At 62.2% G+C, this 19,112-nt stretch carries 18 protein-coding genes, 1 tRNA gene and 1 pseudogene; 12 read left to right on the top strand and 8 right to left on the bottom strand.

Going from position 1 to position 19,112, the window contains the following annotated elements:
• Nucleotides 1-7: 7 nt before the first annotated feature.
• From ACSQ8R_RS01680 to ACSQ8R_RS01655, 6 genes are all read left to right on the top strand, one after another.
• The gene (locus ACSQ8R_RS01680) at nt 8-781 is read left to right on the top strand and encodes a FadR/GntR family transcriptional regulator (protein ID WP_436251785.1); all 774 of its coding nucleotides are present in this window, start codon (nt 8-10) and stop codon (nt 779-781) included.
• A 213-nt stretch (nt 782-994) separates the two neighbouring features.
• On the top strand, nt 995-1,501 hold the full coding sequence (locus ACSQ8R_RS01675; protein ID WP_436251784.1) for an NUDIX hydrolase: 507 nt from the start codon (nt 995-997) through the stop codon (nt 1,499-1,501).
• A 141-nt stretch (nt 1,502-1,642) separates the two neighbouring features.
• Nucleotides 1,643-3,148 carry an inorganic phosphate transporter gene (locus ACSQ8R_RS01670; RefSeq protein WP_436251783.1) on the top strand — a complete coding sequence of 502 codons (1,506 nt, stop codon included), beginning with the start codon at nt 1,643-1,645 and terminating at the stop codon, nt 3,146-3,148.
• Nucleotides 3,149-3,161: 13 nt separating this feature from the next.
• Nucleotides 3,162-3,899 carry a 16S rRNA (uracil(1498)-N(3))-methyltransferase gene (locus ACSQ8R_RS01665; protein ID WP_436251782.1) on the top strand — a complete coding sequence of 246 codons (738 nt, stop codon included), beginning with the start codon at nt 3,162-3,164 and terminating at the stop codon, nt 3,897-3,899.
• A gap of 127 nt (nt 3,900-4,026) precedes the next feature.
• Complete coding sequence (locus tag ACSQ8R_RS01660; RefSeq protein WP_436251781.1) at nt 4,027-5,400, top strand: glutamate--cysteine ligase; 1,374 nt, start codon at nt 4,027-4,029, stop codon at nt 5,398-5,400.
• Between the two features lie 88 nt (nt 5,401-5,488).
• Nucleotides 5,489-6,391 (top strand): DUF937 domain-containing protein, encoded by a 903-nt coding sequence (locus ACSQ8R_RS01655; protein ID WP_436251780.1) that lies wholly within the window; start codon nt 5,489-5,491, stop codon nt 6,389-6,391.
• An 81-nt stretch (nt 6,392-6,472) separates the two neighbouring features.
• Here ACSQ8R_RS01655 and ACSQ8R_RS01650 read toward each other — a convergent pair whose 3' ends face one another.
• Nucleotides 6,473-6,772, bottom strand: coding sequence for a DUF1127 domain-containing protein (locus ACSQ8R_RS01650; protein WP_436251779.1), 300 nt, complete (start codon nt 6,770-6,772; stop codon nt 6,473-6,475).
• A 195-nt stretch (nt 6,773-6,967) separates the two neighbouring features.
• Between ACSQ8R_RS01650 and ACSQ8R_RS01645 the strand changes: the two genes are divergently transcribed.
• From ACSQ8R_RS01645 to ACSQ8R_RS01635, 3 genes are all read left to right on the top strand, one after another.
• A complete protein-coding gene (locus tag ACSQ8R_RS01645; RefSeq protein ID WP_436251778.1) occupies nt 6,968-7,918 on the top strand; it encodes a LysR substrate-binding domain-containing protein in 951 nt (316 codons plus the stop codon).
• Between the two features lie 67 nt (nt 7,919-7,985).
• The gene (locus tag ACSQ8R_RS01640; RefSeq protein WP_436251777.1) at nt 7,986-8,264 is read left to right on the top strand and encodes a CopG family ribbon-helix-helix protein; all 279 of its coding nucleotides are present in this window, start codon (nt 7,986-7,988) and stop codon (nt 8,262-8,264) included.
• Complete coding sequence (locus ACSQ8R_RS01635) at nt 8,264-8,578, top strand: type II toxin-antitoxin system RelE/ParE family toxin (protein ID WP_436251776.1); 315 nt, start codon at nt 8,264-8,266, stop codon at nt 8,576-8,578. Before ACSQ8R_RS01640 ends, ACSQ8R_RS01635 begins: the two co-directional genes overlap by 1 nt.
• 90 nt (nt 8,579-8,668) lie before the next feature.
• Here the strand turns inward: ACSQ8R_RS01635 and ACSQ8R_RS01630 are convergent, their stop codons facing one another.
• The 4 genes from ACSQ8R_RS01630 to ACSQ8R_RS01615 form a co-directional block, all read right to left on the bottom strand.
• On the bottom strand, nt 8,669-9,553 hold the full coding sequence (locus ACSQ8R_RS01630) for a dienelactone hydrolase family protein (RefSeq protein WP_436251775.1): 885 nt from the start codon (nt 9,551-9,553) through the stop codon (nt 8,669-8,671).
• 173 nt (nt 9,554-9,726) lie between these two features.
• Nucleotides 9,727-10,146, bottom strand: coding sequence for an MAPEG family protein (locus ACSQ8R_RS01625; protein WP_436251774.1), 420 nt, complete (start codon nt 10,144-10,146; stop codon nt 9,727-9,729).
• A 227-nt stretch (nt 10,147-10,373) separates the two neighbouring features.
• Nucleotides 10,374-11,876 carry an IMP dehydrogenase gene (gene guaB / locus ACSQ8R_RS01620; protein ID WP_436251773.1) on the bottom strand — a complete coding sequence of 501 codons (1,503 nt, stop codon included), beginning with the start codon at nt 11,874-11,876 and terminating at the stop codon, nt 10,374-10,376.
• A 181-nt stretch (nt 11,877-12,057) separates the two neighbouring features.
• Complete coding sequence (locus ACSQ8R_RS01615; RefSeq protein ID WP_436251772.1) at nt 12,058-13,047, bottom strand: MBL fold metallo-hydrolase; 990 nt, start codon at nt 13,045-13,047, stop codon at nt 12,058-12,060.
• Nucleotides 13,048-13,244: 197 nt separating this feature from the next.
• Between ACSQ8R_RS01615 and ACSQ8R_RS01610 the strand changes: the two genes are divergently transcribed.
• Nucleotides 13,245-14,648, top strand: coding sequence for an MDR family MFS transporter (locus ACSQ8R_RS01610; protein ID WP_436251771.1), 1,404 nt, complete (start codon nt 13,245-13,247; stop codon nt 14,646-14,648).
• Here ACSQ8R_RS01610 and ACSQ8R_RS01605 read toward each other — a convergent pair whose 3' ends face one another.
• On the bottom strand, nt 14,649-15,410 hold the full coding sequence (locus ACSQ8R_RS01605; protein ID WP_436251770.1) for an RlmE family RNA methyltransferase: 762 nt from the start codon (nt 15,408-15,410) through the stop codon (nt 14,649-14,651).
• Entirely contained in the window at nt 15,407-16,999 is a 1,593-nt protein-coding gene (locus ACSQ8R_RS01600) for a Ppx/GppA phosphatase family protein (protein ID WP_436251769.1), read from the bottom strand. Before ACSQ8R_RS01600 ends, ACSQ8R_RS01605 begins: the two co-directional genes overlap by 4 nt.
• A 278-nt stretch (nt 17,000-17,277) precedes the next feature.
• Here ACSQ8R_RS01600 and ACSQ8R_RS01595 point away from each other — a divergent pair.
• Both ACSQ8R_RS01595 and ACSQ8R_RS01590 read left to right on the top strand, forming a co-directional pair.
• Nucleotides 17,278-17,351: transfer RNA gene (locus ACSQ8R_RS01595), tRNA-Gln, on the top strand.
• Nucleotides 17,352-17,522: 171 nt separating this feature from the next.
• A pseudogene (locus tag ACSQ8R_RS01590) lies at nt 17,523-17,786 on the top strand (transposase); the annotation flags it as partial.
• Nucleotides 17,787-18,024: 238 nt separating this feature from the next.
• Here the strand turns inward: ACSQ8R_RS01590 and ACSQ8R_RS01585 are convergent.
• Nucleotides 18,025-19,077, bottom strand: a complete 1,053-nt coding sequence (locus ACSQ8R_RS01585; protein WP_436251768.1) for an IS110 family transposase — start codon at nt 19,075-19,077, stop codon at nt 18,025-18,027.
• Between the last annotated feature and the right edge of the window lie 35 nt (nt 19,078-19,112).

The raw sequence follows: 19,112 nt of genomic DNA, 5'->3' as shown, positions 1-19,112 counted from the left end.
GGCAAAGTTGACGCATGAGCTTTTCGCGCCGGTGCCGCATGGTCGAACTGCGGACGAGGTCATCCTGCAGATCGAGGGCCTGATCCTCAACGGCGTGCTGCGCGACGGCGACCGCCTGCCCGGCGAACGCGAGCTGGCGCAGCGGTTCGACGTTTCCCGTCCGATCCTGAGAGAGGCGCTGAAAGAGCTGGAGGCACGCGGGCTGCTCACCAGCCAGCACGGCGGCGGCACTTATGTGGCCGATATCGTCGGCCAGATCTTCTCGCCGCCGCTGGTCGCGCTGATCCGCCGGCATCAGCGTGCGGTTCACGACTATCTTGAATACCGACGCCAGCTCGAAGGCATGACCGCGGAGCTGGCCGCCAGACGAGCGACCGCGACCGACCGGCAACTCATCGAACGGATCCTGGAGACGATGCGCCACGCTCATCGGGACGGGCGTTTCGAGGACGAGCTGACATCCGACGTCGAATTTCACAATGCCGTCGGCGATGCAGCGCATAATATCGTTCTGATGCACACGCTCAGAGCCTGCTACCGGCTGCTCAGCGACGGGATCTTCTATAACCGTCGTGTCATCTTCAATGTCGGCGGCGCCCATGATGCCGTGATGACGCAACACGAGTCGATCGGGCGGGCGATCCTGGACGGCGACCCCTCCGGGGCCAGGCGGGCTGCGGAAGATCATATCGACTTCATTTCCAAGGTCACCGACGAGGCCGAACGCACCGGCGAATGGAGCCGGATCGCACAACTCAGGATGATTCAGACCGGGCTTTGAGGCCGCACCTGCGGATGGCCGGACGTCATGCACAATTACAATTGAACACCTGTGCAAATTTCTATTGACGTGAGACTTAGTGGCCTCACAATGGTTATCGCTTCAGGGGTGGTTATCCACCGTGATTCTTCCCAAAAAAGTCGCAGGGGGTCGTTAATCCTCGCGCAAGCATTATATTAGTAAATTACCATTTGCTGGAGGACTAAACAGAAATTGGGTTTGATGGATCGGGTTACGAGCAATCTTCGGTTGATGCTGCAGCGGCCGCCGCGGCAGCAGTATGCTGCACTTTGCTACCGGATAAAAAAGAAGCCGGGACAACTTGAGGTTCTCGTTGCGACCAGCCGCGATACCGGCCGCTGGGTCGTGCCGAAGGGCTGGCCGATGACCGACAAGAAAGCTCACCAGGTCGCAGAGCGCGAAGCGTTCGAAGAGGTTGGCGTCAAGGGCAAGGTGGAAAAGGAACCACTCGGTTTCTACCACTACCGCAAGACCCTCGATAACGGCCTGAAGATCCCTGTGCGGGTCCAGGTCCACGCGCTCGAAGTGGACGAATGCCTGAAGAGCTATCCGGAAAAGGGCTCTCGGACACTGGACTGGGTTTCCTGTGAAGAGGCGGCGATGCGCGTCAACGAACCGGAACTGAAGATCCTCTTCCTGCAGTTCGCAGAAAGAATGCAGCCCCGCGTTCCACAGCTATCGATCAAGGCTGCAAGTTAGCGCTGCGAAGCACCTTCACACTTTCGCGATATTGCCTTCGCCTGCGCACGCTATTAAGCGGTAGGCCTTGATTTCTTCCGAGAGGCGGAGACGGCAGGCAGTTCCGTTCTCGCGCCTTACTTTTCACCCAAGGACGGAGATATGGGCCAAAGACGGCCGCGCCTGGCGAAGCCGACGCTCGACAAGGATCTGGAGAAATTCTCCTCTGTGGAGGAAGCCGCCCGACAGATGTCGCGCAGGCTTGCCGCGCCGGGCACGGCGCTGCTGTTCATTATCCTCGTCGCCATCTTTGCCGCATCCTATGTGACTGGAAGGCCCGGTGCCGTCGTCGTCATCGCGGCGTCCGGCCTTGCCGCCTACATGGCGATGAACATCGGCGCCAATGACGTCACCAACAATATCGGCGCTGCAGTCGGCGCCCGCGCCATGACCATGACCTTCGGTCTCGGGCTCGCGGCCATCTTCGAAGTGGCGGGGGCGGTGCTCGCCGGTCGGGGCGTCGCCAATACGGTCGCCAACGGCATCATGCAGGGCGGGATGATCACCAGCCCCGACATGCTGATATGGACGATGATGGCGGCACTCCTTTCGGCCGCGGTGCTGATCAATGTCGCGACCTGGCTCGGCGCACCGATTTCCACCACCCATTCGATCGTCGGCGGCGTCATGGGGGCCGGGATCGCGGCCGCCGGGCTCTCGGCCGTCAACTGGGGGACGATCGCCAGCATTACCGCAAGCTGGGTCTTTTCGCCGATTCTCGGCGCCGTCATCGCGGCCGCCTTCCTGTTGTTCGTCAAGGAAACCATCATCTACCGCGAGGACAAGATCGCCGCGGCCAAGAAATGGGTGCCGGTGCTGATCGGCCTGATGACCGGCGCCTTTGCAGGCTATCTTGCGCTGCTCGGGCTGGGGGAGCTGGTGGACGTCTCGGCACCGGTTGCGACGCTGATCGCTCTCCTGACCGGCCTCGCTGCCTGGCGCCTGCTGGTCCCGGTAATCGCCGGGCAGGCCGAGGGGCTCGAGAACCGAAATCAGTCGCTTCGCACGCTCTTCCGTATTCCGCTCATCCTTTCTGCGGCGCTGCTCTCGTTCGCACATGGCGCCAATGACGTTTCGAACGCCATCGGTCCGCTTGCGGCGATCGTTTCGGCGGCGCAACGGGGCATCTCGGCAGGCGTGCGCATCCCGCTCTGGGAACTGATCATCGGCGGCCTCGGCATTTCGCTCGGCTTGCTGCTCTATGGCCCGAAGCTGGTCCGGCTGGTCGGCGCCGAGATCACCAAGCTCAATCCGATGCGCGCCTATTGCGTCTCGCTATCGACGGCACTGACCGTGATCGTTGCCTCGTGGATCGGCCTGCCGGTCTCCTCGACCCATATTGCCGTCGGCGCGGTGTTCGGCGTCGGCTTCTTCCGCGAATGGTACACCCGCCATTCCCGCCGCCGTTTCGAATACATGCGGGTGCGTGCCGGCAAAGACCTCGATACGACGGAACCTTTCGAACGCAATGACGACGAGCTGAAACGGCGCTACCTGGTGCGGCGCTCGCATTTTCTCAGCATCATCGCGGCCTGGATGATCACTCTTCCGGCGGCCGCAGCCCTTGCGGCGCTGATCGCCACCGTTATGTTCGCGCTGTTCCTGTAGCTTCGAGGTTTCCATGCGCGCCAATTTCCGGATGCAGAGGCTGTTTATCGACGCGCCGCTCGGCGCCGGTGCCCGCCATGAGGTGTCCTCGGAGCAGTTCAACTACCTCGCCAACGTGCTGCGGATGGAGGAAGGCTCGGCAGTCCTGCTCTTCAACGGCCGGGACGGCGAATGGAAAGCCCGGATTACCTTCCCGACCCGCAAGAAGATCGTGCTGGAAGCGGTCGAGGAGACCCGGCCGCAGCCGCCGGCATCCGACCTGCATTATCTCTTCGCGCCGCTGAAGGTCGGCCGCCTCGACTACCTGGTGCAGAAGGCGGTCGAGATGGGTGCCGGGTTCATCCAGCCGGTCATGACCCAGCATGTGCAGGGCAAGATCACCAGCATGGACCGGCTGCAGGCGAACGTGGTGGAGGCCGCCGAACAGTGCGGCATTTTGTCGGTGCCGGAGGTCGCGCCGCCGAAGAAGCTCGGCGACCTGCTCGACACCTGGCCCCACGACCGGCGCATCATCTTCTGCGACGAAGGCGACGAGGGCCAGAATCCGCTACCGATCCTCTCGGCGATCAAAGAGAGCAAGCTGGCGCTGCTGGTCGGTCCGGAGGGCGGATTTTCGGAAGAGGAACGGGAAAGGTTGCGCTCGCTCTCCTTCGTCACCGCAATTCCGCTCGGACCCAGGATTCTCAGGGCGGACACGGCCGCGGTCGCGGCACTTGCGATCATCCAGGCAGCGGTCGGCGACTGGCGGTGACCCGCTTGACACAATCGCGTTGAAATTCTGATCCTATCTTGAAAGAAATTCACTTGCAGCGCACATCAATCCGGTCCAATCACCGGCAAGTTCGTCCAGTTCAGGCATTCCGAGCAAGGTAATTTTCATGGCCCGCGATACGACCGACCAGACACCGCTGACCTCGGTGTCCGAGCTTTCCGCCTACCTGGCGAAGGGACCGCGGCCGAAGCAAGATTTCCGCATCGGCACCGAGCATGAAAAATTCGCCTTTTTCCGGGCGGACAACAGCCCGGTTCCCTATTTCGGCGATGCCAGCATCTCCGCGCTGCTGAAAGGCATGGAAGCCAAGCTCGGCTGGGAGCCGATCATGGACGGGGAGAACATCATCGGGCTTGCCGAACATTCCGGCATGGGCGCGATCTCCATCGAGCCCGGCGGCCAGTTCGAGCTTTCCGGTGCGCCGGTCGAGACCATTCACCAGACCTGTCGGGAATCGAACCAGCATCTCGCCGTCCTGCGGGAGATTGCGGAGCCGATGGGCATCCGTTTCCTCGGCATCGGCGGCAGCCCGAAGTGGACGCTCGCGGAAACCCCGCGCATGCCGAAATCCCGCTACGACATCATGACGCGCTACATGCCGAAGGTCGGTTCCAAGGGCCTCGACATGATGTACCGCACCTGCACGATCCAGGTGAATCTCGACTTTTCCTCGGAAGCGGACATGGCCGCCAAGATGCGGGTGTCGATGAAGCTGCAGTCGATCGCAACCGCGCTGTTCGCCTCCTCGCCGTTCACCGAAGGCAGGCCGAACGGGCTCGTCTCCTGGCGCGGCGACATCTGGCGCGACACCGACAACCAGCGCTCCGGCGTGCTGCCCTTCGTCTTCAACGACGATTTCGGGTTCGCGGACTATGTGGAATGGGCGCTCGACGTACCGATGTATTTCATCGTCCGCGACGGTAAATATCACGACTGCACACACGTCACCTTCCGCCAGTTCATGAGCGGGGCGCTGAAGGGCGAGGTCAAGGACTGGGAGCCGACGATGGGCGACTGGACCAATCATCTTTCCACCCTCTTCCCCGACGTGCGCCTGAAGCGTTTCCTCGAAATGCGTGGCGCCGACGGCGGCCCGTGGCGGCGGATTTGCGCGCTGCCGGCTTTCTGGGTCGGCCTGCTCTATGACGACACGGCACTCGCCGATGCCGAAACGCTGACGGCCGACTGGACGGTCGAGGACGTCGTTGCGATGCGCGACGCGGTGCCGGCAAAGGGTCTGAATGCCGAGATCAAGGGCAAGCCCGTGCTCGACATCGCCCGCGAGGCGGTGGCGATCTCCAAGGCGGGTTTGAAGGCCCGCGCGCGGCTCAACGGCGAAGGCCAGGACGAAAGCATCTTCCTGCAACCGCTCGACGAAGTGCTGGCCAAGAAGACCACCATGGCCGACGACATGCTGTCTCTCTACCACGGCCGCTGGAACGGTTCGGTCGAACCGGTGTTCGAGGAATACCAATACTGAGCGAAAACGAGATCGGTTCTAAAAACCGGTTTCCGTTCAGCACTTTCCGGATATAGTGGTGCATCACCCGAACCGGAAAGGATTCTCCATGCTGCCACTGTTCGACATGATGCTCAGAGCTCAGAACGGCGCAGGCATGGAGGCGATCGCCAAGCAGTTCAACCTGGCTCAGGAACAGGCCACCCAGGCCATGGCGGCGCTGATGCCCGCCTTCTCCTCCGGCTTGAAGCGCACCAGCGCCAATCCTTATGACCTCACCTCGCTGATGAGCAGCATGGTGTCCGGCGCCTATGGCAAGTATTTCGAGGACCTGACCAAGGCTTTCACGCCGCAGGGCACGATGGACGGCAACGCGGTACTGGAAAAGCTGTTCGGCTCCAAGGAGGTTTCCCGCGCGATCGCCGCGCAGGCGGAGCAACTGACCGGGATCGGCCAGGAAGTCTTCAAGAAGATGATGCCGGCGATGGCCGATACGCTGATGGGCGGGCTTTTCAAGCAGATGAGCGGGCAGATGACCGGCGCCAACGAAGCCTTCGCCGCCTCGCCGATGGGCCAGATGCAGCAGCAGTGGCTTGAAAGCATGGGCCTGCAGCCGAAAGCGAAACCGCAGACCGCCGCCAACCCCTTCGACAACCCCTTCGCCCAGGCAATGCGTTCCATGTGGGGGCTCGAAAAGCCGGAGCAGCCGCAGCCTTCGAGCGGCAATCTGTTTGCCGACAATCCCTTCGCCAAGGCATTCCAGGACATGATGGGCGGCGCCTTCACGAGCCCCAGCCCGACAGCTCCCGCCTCCGAAAAACCCAAGGAAGTGCCGGGAGCCGAACCCAATCCCTATCGCGACGTGCTGAACAACATGTTCGACAGCGGCCTTGAAGTGCAGAAGAGCTACCAGAAGAACATGGAGGCGATCTTCGACACCTATCTGCGCAATGGCGCAGGCGGCAACGCCGAAGCGGAGGTTACGCCCCCCGCTCCAAAGCCTTCCAAATAAAAAAAGCCCGGCACGGATCGACCGGCCGGGCAAGCAGCAGGGCTATTGGCTATCACCCTGCGGGGAAAATGTCAGGCAAGATCAGCGATTGGCCGGCCTTGCAAAGCGATGCCGCGCACGCTCGCGAGCGGCGCGCGACAGAAGCAGCGACGGATCGTCCAGCACGCCGGACCGATCGAGCGCCATCACCACATCATGCCGTGTGATGCCGATATCGTTGAGCTGGCGGTCGTCGAGATCATGGAGGCGATTGCTCGCCAGACGGTTGCGAAAGGCACGCCACACGGATTTCGTTCGCAGCATCACGACAGCCAGACGGCCTTGCGTGCCGCGCTCCTCATGAACCAGATCGAGTTCAGTTCCGCAGTCGGTCGTGCGCATTGGTCTATCCTTTCGCAGGCACGAGAAAGGCCATCCCCTCCGCGGAGGTCCGACGGAAGGGCTGCCTGGATTGGGCGCTCAGGGAAGAAGCACCCTTCGATTTTGATTTGCGATCCCCTTATCGCGGAAAACCTATTGATCAGTCCAACGAATGTTTCTAATGATTAGCATCAACCTCACTGATGGATCATTCCCATGTCCGCACCGCTCGATATCGATCAGTTGCATACTTTCATTTCCATCGTGGACACCGGCAGCTTCACCAAGGCGGCCGACCGCGTGTTCAAGACCCAATCCGCCGTGTCGATGCAGATGCGTCGCCTCGAGGAACGGATCGGCAAGCAGCTCTTCGCCAAGGACGGCCGCGGCAACCGGCTGACGGCGGAGGGCGAGAAGCTGCTCAACTATGCGCGGCGCATCATCCGCCTCAACAATGAGGCGATCGCCGCCTTTGACGACAACCGTCTCGAGGGCACGCTGCGCATTGGCACGCCGGACGATTATGCCGACCGCTACATGCCGGAGATCATCGGCCGTTTTGCCAAGACCCATCCGAATGTCGAACTCTATATCGTCTGCGAACCGTCGGTCAGCCTTGCGGAGAAGATGGCGCGCGGCGAGCTGGATATCGCACTCGTCACCCATAACCCGCGCCAGCGGATTTCCGACGTGGTGCGCACGGAGCCGCTGTGCTGGGTCGGCTCGGCCAACCATCCGCTGAAGGACGACGCGCCGGTGCCGCTCGCCGTCGGCCGCCGCGACTGCCTGTGGCGGCAGCTCGCCTGCTCGGCGCTCGATGCGGACGGACGCGAATACCAGGTCCTGTTCACCAGCTGGTCCTCGACCGTCGTCGCCGCTGCGGTGCTTGCCGGCATGGCCGTCTCGGTGCTGCCGGAATCGGCGCTGCGCACCGGCATGAAGGTGCTGTCGTCCGCCGACGGTTTCCCACCGCTACCGCCGGTGCAGATCGGCCTGATGAAGCGGCCGGGACTTTCGCCGTCGCTGATGAACGCCATCACCGACCACATCACCGCCTGCCTCGACAACATCTCGCCGGCCGTGATGCCGGACGATCTCGACGGCGAGGTCAAAGCATTCCAGCGGATGCCGCGGGCCCGGGCGGCACAGGTGATGCCGGGTTGGTGACTGCCTCTCATGATCGGCTATCGACCGCATGGGTTGCACTGTGATACGGTGTCTTACAGGAGTTCACATGCTGACGCAGGACAAGTCGCAGATATCACTTCGTCTTCCCACCGATCTCGTCAACGAGTTCGACCGTATCGCGGCAACTCTCGATCGCGATCGAACGTGGGTCATGCTTCGCGCCCTTACCCAGTATCTTGAACGGGAAGGCGCCGAACTGCTTCAGGACGCAGAAGGATTTGCCGAACTGGACGACGGCAAGGGCGTCGATCTCGATGATCTGCTGAACAAAGCCTCATCGATTGTCGATGCCGCCGAGGCCAAGCGCTCCAAACGAGCCGGTTAATGCCACGGGCTGTGGTTCGGCTTTCGCCGGTTGCCGAGCGGTGGTTTCTTATTTACATAGCCGCGCTTGCCGAAGAGAACCCGGGCGCTGCACGCAAAATGCTCGCTCGGCTGGCGGAACTGAAAGAGAATCTCGCCCGATTTCCAGAAATGACAGAACGGGGCTTGATCCCGGGCTCTCGTCGGATCGTCATGCGACCGCTCATCCTGACAGCGCGCGTCCGCAAGGGTGTGGTGGAGATTGCAGCCATCCGACACGAACGACAGAAAGATGCACAGGCGCCTTCCGGCCTCGATAACGGCGACGAAAGCTAGTCATCCAAGAAGCCGGGGCAAAATCCCGGCTTCTTCGTTTCCATGGCCTTGAGCGACTACACCGCCGGCCGGCACCCTCGTGCCGATCGGTCAGGCTAGGTTCTTCTTGAAGAACGCCACCGAGCGGCTCCAGGCGAGATCGGCGGCGGCCTTGTCGTAACGGGCCGACGAGGTATCGTTGTTGAAGGCATGGTTGGCGCCGTCGTAGACGAAGATCTCGAAGGTCTTGCCGCCTTTCTCCAGCGCCGCCCTGAAGGCCGGGATGCCGGCATTGATGCGCTCGTCGAGACCGCCGTAGTGCAGCATCAGCGGCGCCTTGATGGCGGGCACGTCCTCGGGCTTCGGCTGGGCGCCGTAATAGGCGACGCCTGCGTTGAGGCTGGGTGACTTCACAGCAAGATTGTTGACCGCGCCGCCGCCCCAGCAGAAGCCGATCGCACCGACCTTGCCGTTCGCGCCGCTGGTACCGGCGAGATAGGCGCGGCTTGCTTCGCCATTGGCCGAAACATCATCGGGCTTCAGCGAAGAGAACATCTGCCGTGCCTGCTCTTCATCCGCCGGCGTACCTCCCTGGGGCGCCAGGAAATCGACGGCGAGCGCGTTGAAGCCTTCGAGCGCCATACGGCGGGCGACGTCCTTGATATGGGCGTTGAGCCCACGGTTCTCGTGGATGACGAGGACGCCGCCGCGCGTGCCGGAGGCGTTCTTGGGTTTTACGAGGTAGCCCTTCATCGTCACGCCGGCCGCACCCGGATAGGTGACGTCCTCCGTGGTCAGCCGATCGTCATTGGCGGGTATGATGTCCGCCATGGCGGAACTCGCGCCGATCAGCGGCGCGATTGCAGCTGCAGCGGCACCGGAGCCGGCAAGCTGGGTCAACTTTTCCATGAAGCGGCGACGGTCCAGCGTCAGGTGGGTGTATTCGTCGTAGGCGTCGATCATCGCCTGGGTGATCTTCGGGGTTTCGTTGTCCATGGCTATTCCTCCCTAGAATATGACGGAGAAATCTATACCGAGGAACTGCCACTTGCAGATGAAACACTGAGTGATCCAAGTGCCGGATATTACACTTGTTCGTGAGGTCCGCCCGATCGGCGAGCCCGCCAGGATTGTGGGCGAGGCTCCCGAAGGCATCGCCGCTGGCCAGGCTAATTCAGAACCAGCCAGATCGCGAGCCAGGCCCACATTGCCATCAATGCAAAGAAGCCGAGAATGAAGATCGGGCGGCGGTAGCGGAGCCGGTTGCTGGTCAGGTGCACGTAGGAATGCGCATAGCGGGAGAGCACGAATATCCAGGCGAGCGCAACAGAGCCCCAATTGTCAGCGGTCGATACATAGAGCGCGAGGCAAACGGCATGGAAGAGGACCGGTAGCTCAAACTGGTTCTTGAGGTTGTTGTGGACAATAAGGCTTTCGCGCGGCTCCTCTCGGTTTTCACGGAACTGGCCGGCCTCGGCCCTGCCGGACTTCACAGCCATGTACCGTTTCTTCGACAGGAACCAGTAGAGAAAGAAGACCAGCGCGGCATGCGCTATCATCGGCCAGAGCGTCGCGTTACTGGAAAGCATCGGTTCTCCTCACTCGTCAGAGAACCCCCATAACACGGGTTCTCCGATGCGCAATGGCGGAGCCCCTGCCGAAAGGCACCTCTTCCGAAGTTGCGGCGCCCTCCGAGCGGCGCCACGCAATTTCATCCCTGCCCGCAGCCCGGCGACCTCGCGATGAGGCCAGGTCGCAGGGCATCCGCCGACTATTCCGAGACTTGAGGAGACGAAGCCCCCTCCCGCCGCGACTATTAGAGGCCGCCACCGGGATAGTTCGGGCTCTCGCGGGTGATTGTCACATCATGCGCATGGCTTTCGCGCAGGCCGGCGCCGGAGATGCGAACGAAGGTGGCGCGCTCCTGGAATTCCTTGAGATTGGCGCCGCCGACATAACCCATGGCCGCCTTCAGGCCGCCGCCGAGCTGGTGCAGCACACCGGAGACCGGACCCTTGTAAGGGACCTGGCCCTCGATGCCTTCGGGAACCAGCTTCAGCGTATCGCGCACTTCCGCCTGGAAATAGCGGTCGGCCGAGCCGCGGGCCATGGCGCCCACCGAGCCCATGCCACGATAGGCTTTGAAAGAGCGGCCCTGGTAGAGATAGACTTCGCCCGGGCTTTCATCCGTGCCGGCCAGCAGCGAGCCGATCATCACGGCGGATGCGCCGGCGGCGATCGCCTTGGCCAGATCGCCCGAGAACTTGATGCCGCCATCGGCGATGACGGGAATGTTCTGCGCCCGTGCCGCTTCGACGGCCGACATGATCGCTGCAAGCTGCGGCACGCCGACGCCGGCAACGATGCGGGTGGTGCAGATCGAGCCCGGGCCGATACCGACCTTGACCGCATCCGCACCGGCATCGATCAGCGCTCTGGTGCCGTCGGAGGTCGCGACATTGCCGGCCATGACGCGCACGTGGTTGGAAATGCGCTTGACGCGGGTAACGGCATCAAGCACGCGCTGCGAATGGCCGTGAGCAGTATCGACAACGAGAAGATCGACGCCGGCCTCGATCAGGCGTTCGGCGCGCTCGAAACCGTCGTCGCCGACGCTGATCGCGGCGGCGGCACGCAGGCGCCCCTGGGCATCCTTCGAAGCGTTGGGATTGAGCTGCGACTTCTCGATATCCTTGACGGTGATCAGGCCGACGCAGCGACCTTCGCCATCCACCACCAGCAGCTTCTCGATGCGGTGTTTGTGCAGAAGGCGCTTGGCTTCCGTCTGATCGACGCTGCTTTCCTTGACCGTGATCAGGTTCTCGCGGGTCATCAGTTCGTAGATCTTCTGACCCGGGTCGGAAGCAAAACGGACATCGCGGTTGGTGAGAATGCCGACAAGGCGGCCCGGAACGTGACCGCCGCCGTTCTCGACCACCGGAATGCCGGAAATGCTGTAGGATTTCATCAGCGACAGAGCCTCGGCCAGCGTCGCATCCGGACCGATCGTTACCGGGTTGACCACCATGCCGCTTTCGAACTTCTTGACCTGACGGACCTGCTCGGCCTGTTCGACCGGCGTCAGGTTGCGGTGGATGACGCCGATGCCGCCTGCCTGCGCCATGGCGATGGCAAGCCGGCTTTCCGTCACCGTGTCCATGGCCGAGGAGATGATCGGCAGGTTGAGTTCAATATCCTGGGCGATAGTCGTGGCGATATTCGTCTGGCCCGGCATCACTTCGGAATGGCCGGGCTGCAGGAGCACGTCGTCGAAGGTCAGCGCATCTGCGCCGGTTGCGGTTTCAATGATGCGTGCCATGGCCAAATTCCTTCGATCTAGAAAATGCGGGATACGCTCAGGAACGACTTTGATAGCGTCCCGACGCTCCGGCAACAATTGCTTGGAAGTTGGCGAGGGCTGGTAACACGTTCATGACAAGAAGGGAATAGCAAAAACCCGGGAGGCGCTTATCCCGGGTTTTCATCGCTTTTCGGCACAATCAGATGTCGAACTGGTAACTCTTCGGCACGAAACGGTAGCCGGTGCCCTGCTTTTCGACGAAACCGACCGCCGGGAAGGGCATGTGATAACCGAGGAAGGCGACCTTGTCGGTGGCGATCATATCGAAGACCTTCTTGCGGGTCGCCGCTCCCTGGGCCTTGTCCATGTCGAAACGCACTTCCCAATCCGGCTGCTGCAGCGACAGGACATAGTGATTGGCCGTATCGGCGGTCAAAACCAGACGCTTGCCCTGCGACTCGATGTTGAAGATCAGCATTCCGGGCGTATGGCCTGGCGCGAGCATTGCTGTGATGCCGGAAACGACTTCGCCGCCCTCCTTGAGGAAGGCCATCCTGTCGGCAAGCGGCTTCACATTGGCAAGCACGGCTTTCTGGTTGCCTTCGGCAGGCGTGCCTGCCCGGGCGGCATCGGTCCAGAAGTCGTATTCCACCTGGCCCGTGACATAACGCGCCTTCGGGAAGGTCGGCTTGCCGTCCTCCATGATGCCGCCGATATGGTCGCCATGCATGTGGGTGATGACGACGATCGAGATATCCTCCGGCATATAGCCTGCAGCCGCGAGCCCTTCGACAAGGCGTCCGCCGCCCTGGGCGCGCGCGGCCTTGCCGAGACCGGTATCGAAAAGGATGACGTCGCTGCCGGTATCGACCAGCGTCGGCGCGAAGCTGTTGACGAACTGGTCGGTCGGCAGAAAATTCTGGTCGAGCAGCGTCGCAAGCTTTTCGGGCGCTTGGTTGAGTCCGAAGGTTTCGCCGGGAGCGCCGGAAGGGCGGGCCCCGTCCTTCACCACCAGGACCTGAAAACCGCCAAGCCTGAACTTATGAATATCCGGCGAGACGACTCTATCGATTGCCAACGCCTTCTTCTCCTGGGCAAAAGCCTGAGCATTGATGATTGCCGGAGCGGCGAGAACGCCCAAACCGGCCGTGCCGATGAGGGTGCGCCGTCCGATACCTGATTTCGTCATGATTGAACTGCCTCCTGAAATTACCGCGGGACCCGTGAGCAGGCGTCCGGTACGCAGGGAACATAACGACGGCTCGGGATGAGAAAATCCGTTCTCACGCAGACGTGACCCAAAATCTGAAATGGTGAGATTCAGCAATTGGCAGACGGAGCCAAGAGGTCTATGGACGGGCCAATTCCCGCCATTGCAGGCCCCCCATGAACCGCATCGTTCCCCTCATTCTCGCCGTTGCCCTCTTCATGGAGCAGATGGACTCAACCGTCATTGCGACAGCCCTTCCGGCGATCGCCGCGGACCTGAATGTAGGGCCGATCACGCTCAAACTGGCGCTGACCTCCTATATGGTGGCGCTCGCCATGTTCATCCCGATCAGCGGCTGGATGGCGGACCGTTTCGGCGCCAAGAAGATCTTTCGCGTTGCGATCTTCGTCTTCGTCGTCGGCTCGATCTGCTGCGCGTTCTCCTCGGATCTCCTCCAGTTCGTGCTGTCACGCTTCCTGCAGGGCATGGGCGGGGCGATGATGACGCCGGTCGCGCGCCTGGTTCTCCTGCGCACCACGAAGCGCAGCGAACTCGTCTCGGCCATGGCGCTGCTCACCATTCCGGCGCTGGTCGGGCCCCTCACCGGCCCGCCGATCGGCGGTTTCATCACCACCTATTTCACCTGGCACTGGATCTTCCTGATCAACGTGCCGGTCGGCCTGCTCGGCATCTATCTCGCGACCATCTTCCTGCCGGAAATCGAGACAACCAACCCGCCTTCGATCGACTGGTGGGGCTTCTTCCTGACCTCGGTCACCGCGGCCGGAACAGTCTTCGGGCTTTCGGTCGTCGGCCTTCCGGCGCTGCCGCCGGTCATCGGCATCGCGGCGACGGCATTGGGCCTCGCCGCCGGCGTCGCCTACGTCGTCCACGCCCGCAGCCATCCCGCGCCAATCCTCAACCTCACGCTCTTCAAGGACGACGCGTTCCGGGCGGCGAGCAGCAGCGGTACGCTGTTCCGCATCTCGACCGGCGCCATTCCATTCCTGATGCCGCTGATGCTGCAGCTCGGTTTCGGCCTCAACCCTTTCCAGTCCGGCCTCATCACGTTCGCGGGCGCACTCGGCGCGCTGATCGTGAAGTTCGCCGCTCGCCGAGTCTTCGCGATGACCGGCTTCAAGATGACGCTGATCGTCTCGGGCGTGCTCGGTGCGGCGACCACCGCGGCAAACGGCTTTTTCACGCCGGAAACCTCCCACGCGCTGATCGTCGCCTTCCTGCTGATGTCGGGCGTCTGCCGTTCCTTCCTATTCACCGGCACGAACGCGCTCAGCTATTCCGAGATCAGCGACGAACAGGCGAGCCAGGCGACCTCGATCGCCTCGGTCTTGCAGCAGATCAGCATGGCGCTCGGCGTCGCCTTTGCCGCCTTCATCCTCGAAGCCTCTGCGGCGGTCACCGGCACGCACCTGCAGCTCTTTGACTTCCACCTGGCTTTCTTCCTGGTGGCCGCCCTTTCGCTTCTGGCGGTCATACCCCTGCTGAGGCTGGATCCGATGACGGGTGCTGCCGTTTCCGGCCACCGGGGCGGCAAGATCCAGCCGGAAGCCGGCGAGTAGTCAGCCCCTGTCTTCCGAGACCGCCTCGGCAGTTTCCGCCGGTTCAGCCGCCTCGGGCGCGCGGCCCTTAAAATGCTTGGCGAGCAGGAACATCTCGACCGATTCCTGGCGCGATGCGCCCGGCTTCACGTGGATGACCTGCTTGAAATTCTGCTTCAGCATGTTGAGCAGGTCGCGTTCCGTGCCGCCCTGGAAGGTCTTGGCCAGGAAATGGCCGCCCTCGCCCAGCACTTCGACGGCGAAATGCGCCGCCACTTCGCACAGATGCATGGTGCGCAGGTGGTCGGTCTTCTGATGGCCGGTGGTCGGAGCCGCCATGTCCGAGATGACCAGGTCCGGCGTGCCGCCGATCGCTTCCATCAACAGGCGCGGCGCCTCGGGATCGAGGAAGTCGAGCTGCAGGATCCTGACGCCGGCGAGCGGCGCCATTTCCAGGAAATCGATTGCCGCGACGCGGATATCATCGTCGGTCGAACCGGTGACATTCGCGGCGATCTGCGACCAGCTTCCCGGCGCGGCGCCCAGATCGATGATCCGGCGGGCGCCTTTCAGGATCTGATGTTTCTCGTCGATCTCCAGAAGCTTGAAGGCGGCTCGGGCGCGATATCCTTCCAGCTTGGCGCGCTGGACATAGGGATCGTTGATATGGCGCTCGAGCCAGCGCCGCGACGACGCCTTGAGCTTGCCCTTCTTGACCTTCTGGCCGAGCTTGCGGCCGGTGCGATTGCCGCTGCCGGGAGATTTGGAGGGTGGTTTCGTCATCGTCTTGCTCCCGCCTCATCCTGCCCGCCGGCACCCTGACTGCCGGCCTGATTGCCGCCTGGGCGGCGCGGCCGCACCCGGCGCCACACGCCGTCGTCGGCCATCATGTCCGTCAACAGGCCCTCGCGCAGGCCCCGGTCGGCAACCCGCATGCGCTGGCTCGGCCAGCGGCGGCGGATCGCTTCCAGAATGGCGCAGCCGGCGAGCACCAGATCGGCCCGGTCGGGACCGATGCAGGGGTTGGCGGCACGGCCGGCAAAATCCCAGGAAAGCAGTTTTGCCTGCATGGCGGAGACTTCCGCATCCGACAGCCACAGGCCGTCGACCTTGCGGCGATCGTAGCGCGGCAGGTCGAGATGCACGCCGGCAAGCGTGGTCACCGTTCCCGACGTCCCGATCAGATGAAAATCCTCGGCGCCCTGACGGCGGAAGGCGGCAAGCGGCGGACAATCGAAACCGGCCAGCATGCCCTCGACTTCCGTCACCATGGCGCTGAAGACATCCGGCGTCACGTCGCGCCCGCCATGCCGTTCCGACAGCGTCACGACGCCGACCGGAAGCGAGGTCCAATGGGTGATATGGTTGGCAAGCCGGCTCGAGCGGCTGTCATCGATACGGATGACGGCGATTTCCGACGAACCGCCGCCGATATCGAAGAGAACGACGGAGCGGGCCTCGCGGCCGACCAGCGACGAGCAGCCCGAAACCGCAAGCCGTGCCTCGGTCTCGCGGTCGATGATTTCCAGTTCCAGCCCGGTCTCTGCGATCACCCGAGCCAGAAACTCCTCGCCGTTATCGGCCGCCCGGCAGGCTTCGGTTGCGATCAGCCGCATACGGCGGATCGGCCGGTTGGCAAGCTTGGCGGCGCAAACGCGCAAGGCTTCGACGGCGCGGTCCATGGCATCCTGCGACAGCCGGCGGCTGGTGCCGAGCCCCTCGCCGAGACGGACGATCCGCGAAAACGCATCGACGACCCGGAACTGGCCCGGCCTTGTCGGCTGCGCGATCAGCAGGCGGCAGTTGTTGGTGCCGAGGTCGAGCGCGGCATAGAGATCGTTGACGTAGGAGAATTTTTCGCCGCGCTGCTCCGCAGCCTGGCTTTCAGCGCCGGCCCGGCCGCGGATATCCTTGGAAGGAACCGGGCCCGAACCGGCAGGCGCTGGCGCCTTCGCCACGCCGGGCGCCGCCTTGGCAGCCGTCAGCGGCCGGCCCTGAAGGCCGCGACCGCCCCTGTTCTTCTTGCGCCGATTGCGCGACGACGGTTTGGCCGAATGCGGCGGCTGCCCGCCCTCGGGGCGCGCCGGAACCTGCTGTGCCGCGGGTGCGACGTTCGAGCCCTGTGCCGGCTGCTGGGCGCCTGCGGATTTCGCACGACGCCGCTTGCGCTTGCGCGCCGACGGGTTGGGTTCCTGATTATGGGGACGTCCGGCAGGGGCGGCCGAATCGACCGCTTCCGAATTGGTTACAGGCGCCGCGTCACGACGTTTGCCGTTCCGCTTCGCCTTCCGACGCCTCGAGGATTTACCCTCTCCGCGCGGTACCGCCGACGCCCCGCCTTCCGGCGGCTTTGCGCCGCTATCGGGGTCCATCACTGTTAAATCCATCTCGCCGCGCAAGGCCTCTTGAAGGTATGCCGCTGGCGTCTGATTGTTTCGTTGGCGCGAAGATAACAGGCGGTGGCGATTTCGCCAACGGCTTTTTGCCGACCACGTCATCCCCCTGTCATCAGCCGACTTTCGAGCTTTTCCGGGCCCATGACGAGAAAGCCTACGAAGCGTCGATTTTTTTCGAAATCGGTATTTGCAATCCGCCAGCTTTTGTTTATAAGCGCCGCACACCGGCCGGACCATTTCCCGGCGGCCCCTGCTGGGGAATAGTTCAACGGTAGAACGACGGACTCTGACTCCGTTAATCTTGGTTCGAATCCAGGTTCCCCAGCCAATTCTCTCTAAATCCCCTTAATTCCTTGATTTTCCAGTCGTGCCGGATAGTGTTTTGGCATCATTGGCGACCTGATGCCCAGAACTGGTGCCCAAAGGTGATGCCCAGTGACCTGCCACGGGTAATTTCCTCCAGAATGGATTAGAGTCCGGCCCATAAAAGGACGGACGAATGAAGAAGCAGCGATTTACGGAAGAGCAGATTATTGCGGTGTTGAAGGAGCAGGAGGCAGGAGCGAAAGCGGCCGATCTCTGCCGCAAGCACGGAATTTCAGAAGCGACGTTTTATAATTGGAAAGCCAAATACGGCGGCATGGAGGTCTCCGAGGCGAAGCGGCTGAAGGCGCTTGAGGACGAGAACGCGAGGCTGAAGAAGCTGCTGGCCGAACAGATGCTGGATGCAGCCGCACTGCGCGAGCTTCTTGCAAAAAATGTATGGTCCGCCTCGTCCGTGCAAGAGTTCGCGACATCGCAAATGACGATTCCAGTTGCATAAATGTATCCGGCCTCTCGCGAGTGGACTGCGGTTGCAGCCAGGCCATGATGAGATCCGCACACGCCGTTCCCAATAAATGGTCCAGGCACGAAGCCCGCTTTTTTGCACAGGGCTTACGGCATGTTGATCCACTGTTTCGTCATCACTATTCCCGAGCCTTGCAATCGAGCTTGGATCCTCAGGTGAAGGCAGGGTCTCTGCGTTCGTAGAGCGCTCCAGGCCTGGTCAGGACGACCCAGACGATCCGGGCCATTTTAGCGGCAAGTGCGACGACAGCTTTGTTGGGGTGCATCCGAGCCTGAAGGCCATCCAGCCAGTTCCCCAATCGATCTCGTGTTCGGTCGAGGTGCCGAAAGCAGGATCGTGCTCCATGTACGAGGAGCTTGCGCACATAGCGGTTCCCCCGCTTGCTGATGCCGAGAAGCTTCTGCTTTCCTCCGGTCGAGTATTCCCGTGGCACAAGGCCAAGCCACGCTGCCAGATCGCGAGCTTTCTGGAATTGCCGGCCGTTTCCAATGGCAGCCAGGAGCGCAGTTGCCCCCAACGCTCCGATCCCAGGGATCGTCATGAGCCGTCTTGCGGCATCCTCTCGACTGGCTACAGCTTCGATCTCGCGTGTGACGTCGCCGATGCGTCGTTCCAACTGGCCTAGATCGGTGAACAAATCTGCAAGCAGCTTACGCATCGCCGACGAAAGGTCGTTTGACCGGTCCTCGATAACTTGCGGCAGGTCGAGCTTGAACAGGCCCGCGCCTTGCCGCAGGGCGATCCCGTATTCGAGGCAGAATGCTCGCATTTGATTGATCAGGCGTGTCCTTGTGCCGATCATCTGATCCCGCACCCGGTGCAAAGCCTGAAGATCGGCTTGTTCTTCGCTTTTGAGTGCTGCAAACCGCATCGTTGGTCGGGTCGCCGCCTCAGCGATCGCCTCCGCATCGATGATATCGGACTTGTTCGATTTGACGTAGGGCTTCACAAACTGTGCGGGGATCAAGCGTACCCTATGCCCGAGAGCCTGTATCTTCCTGGCGATCCACTGAGATCCCGCGCACGATTCCATCCCCACGATCGCCGGCGCCGCTCGTTCGAAGAACTGCAGCAGTGTGTCGCGTCGGAACCGAACCTTCTGGACGGGCACGCCATCGCTTCTGAGACCGACGACGTGGAATATGTTCTTGCCGATATCAATTCCGTAGACAGCCGCTGGGCGCGGCACATTGCGCTGTGGCATTGCAACCTCCTTCAGTTTGAAAGCCTCATGATGCG

This window comes from Neorhizobium sp. LjRoot104 (genome assembly GCF_964253725.1).
Lineage (GTDB): Bacteria > Pseudomonadota > Alphaproteobacteria > Rhizobiales > Rhizobiaceae > Neorhizobium.
This window is presented reverse-complemented; position numbering and strand designations above follow the sequence as displayed.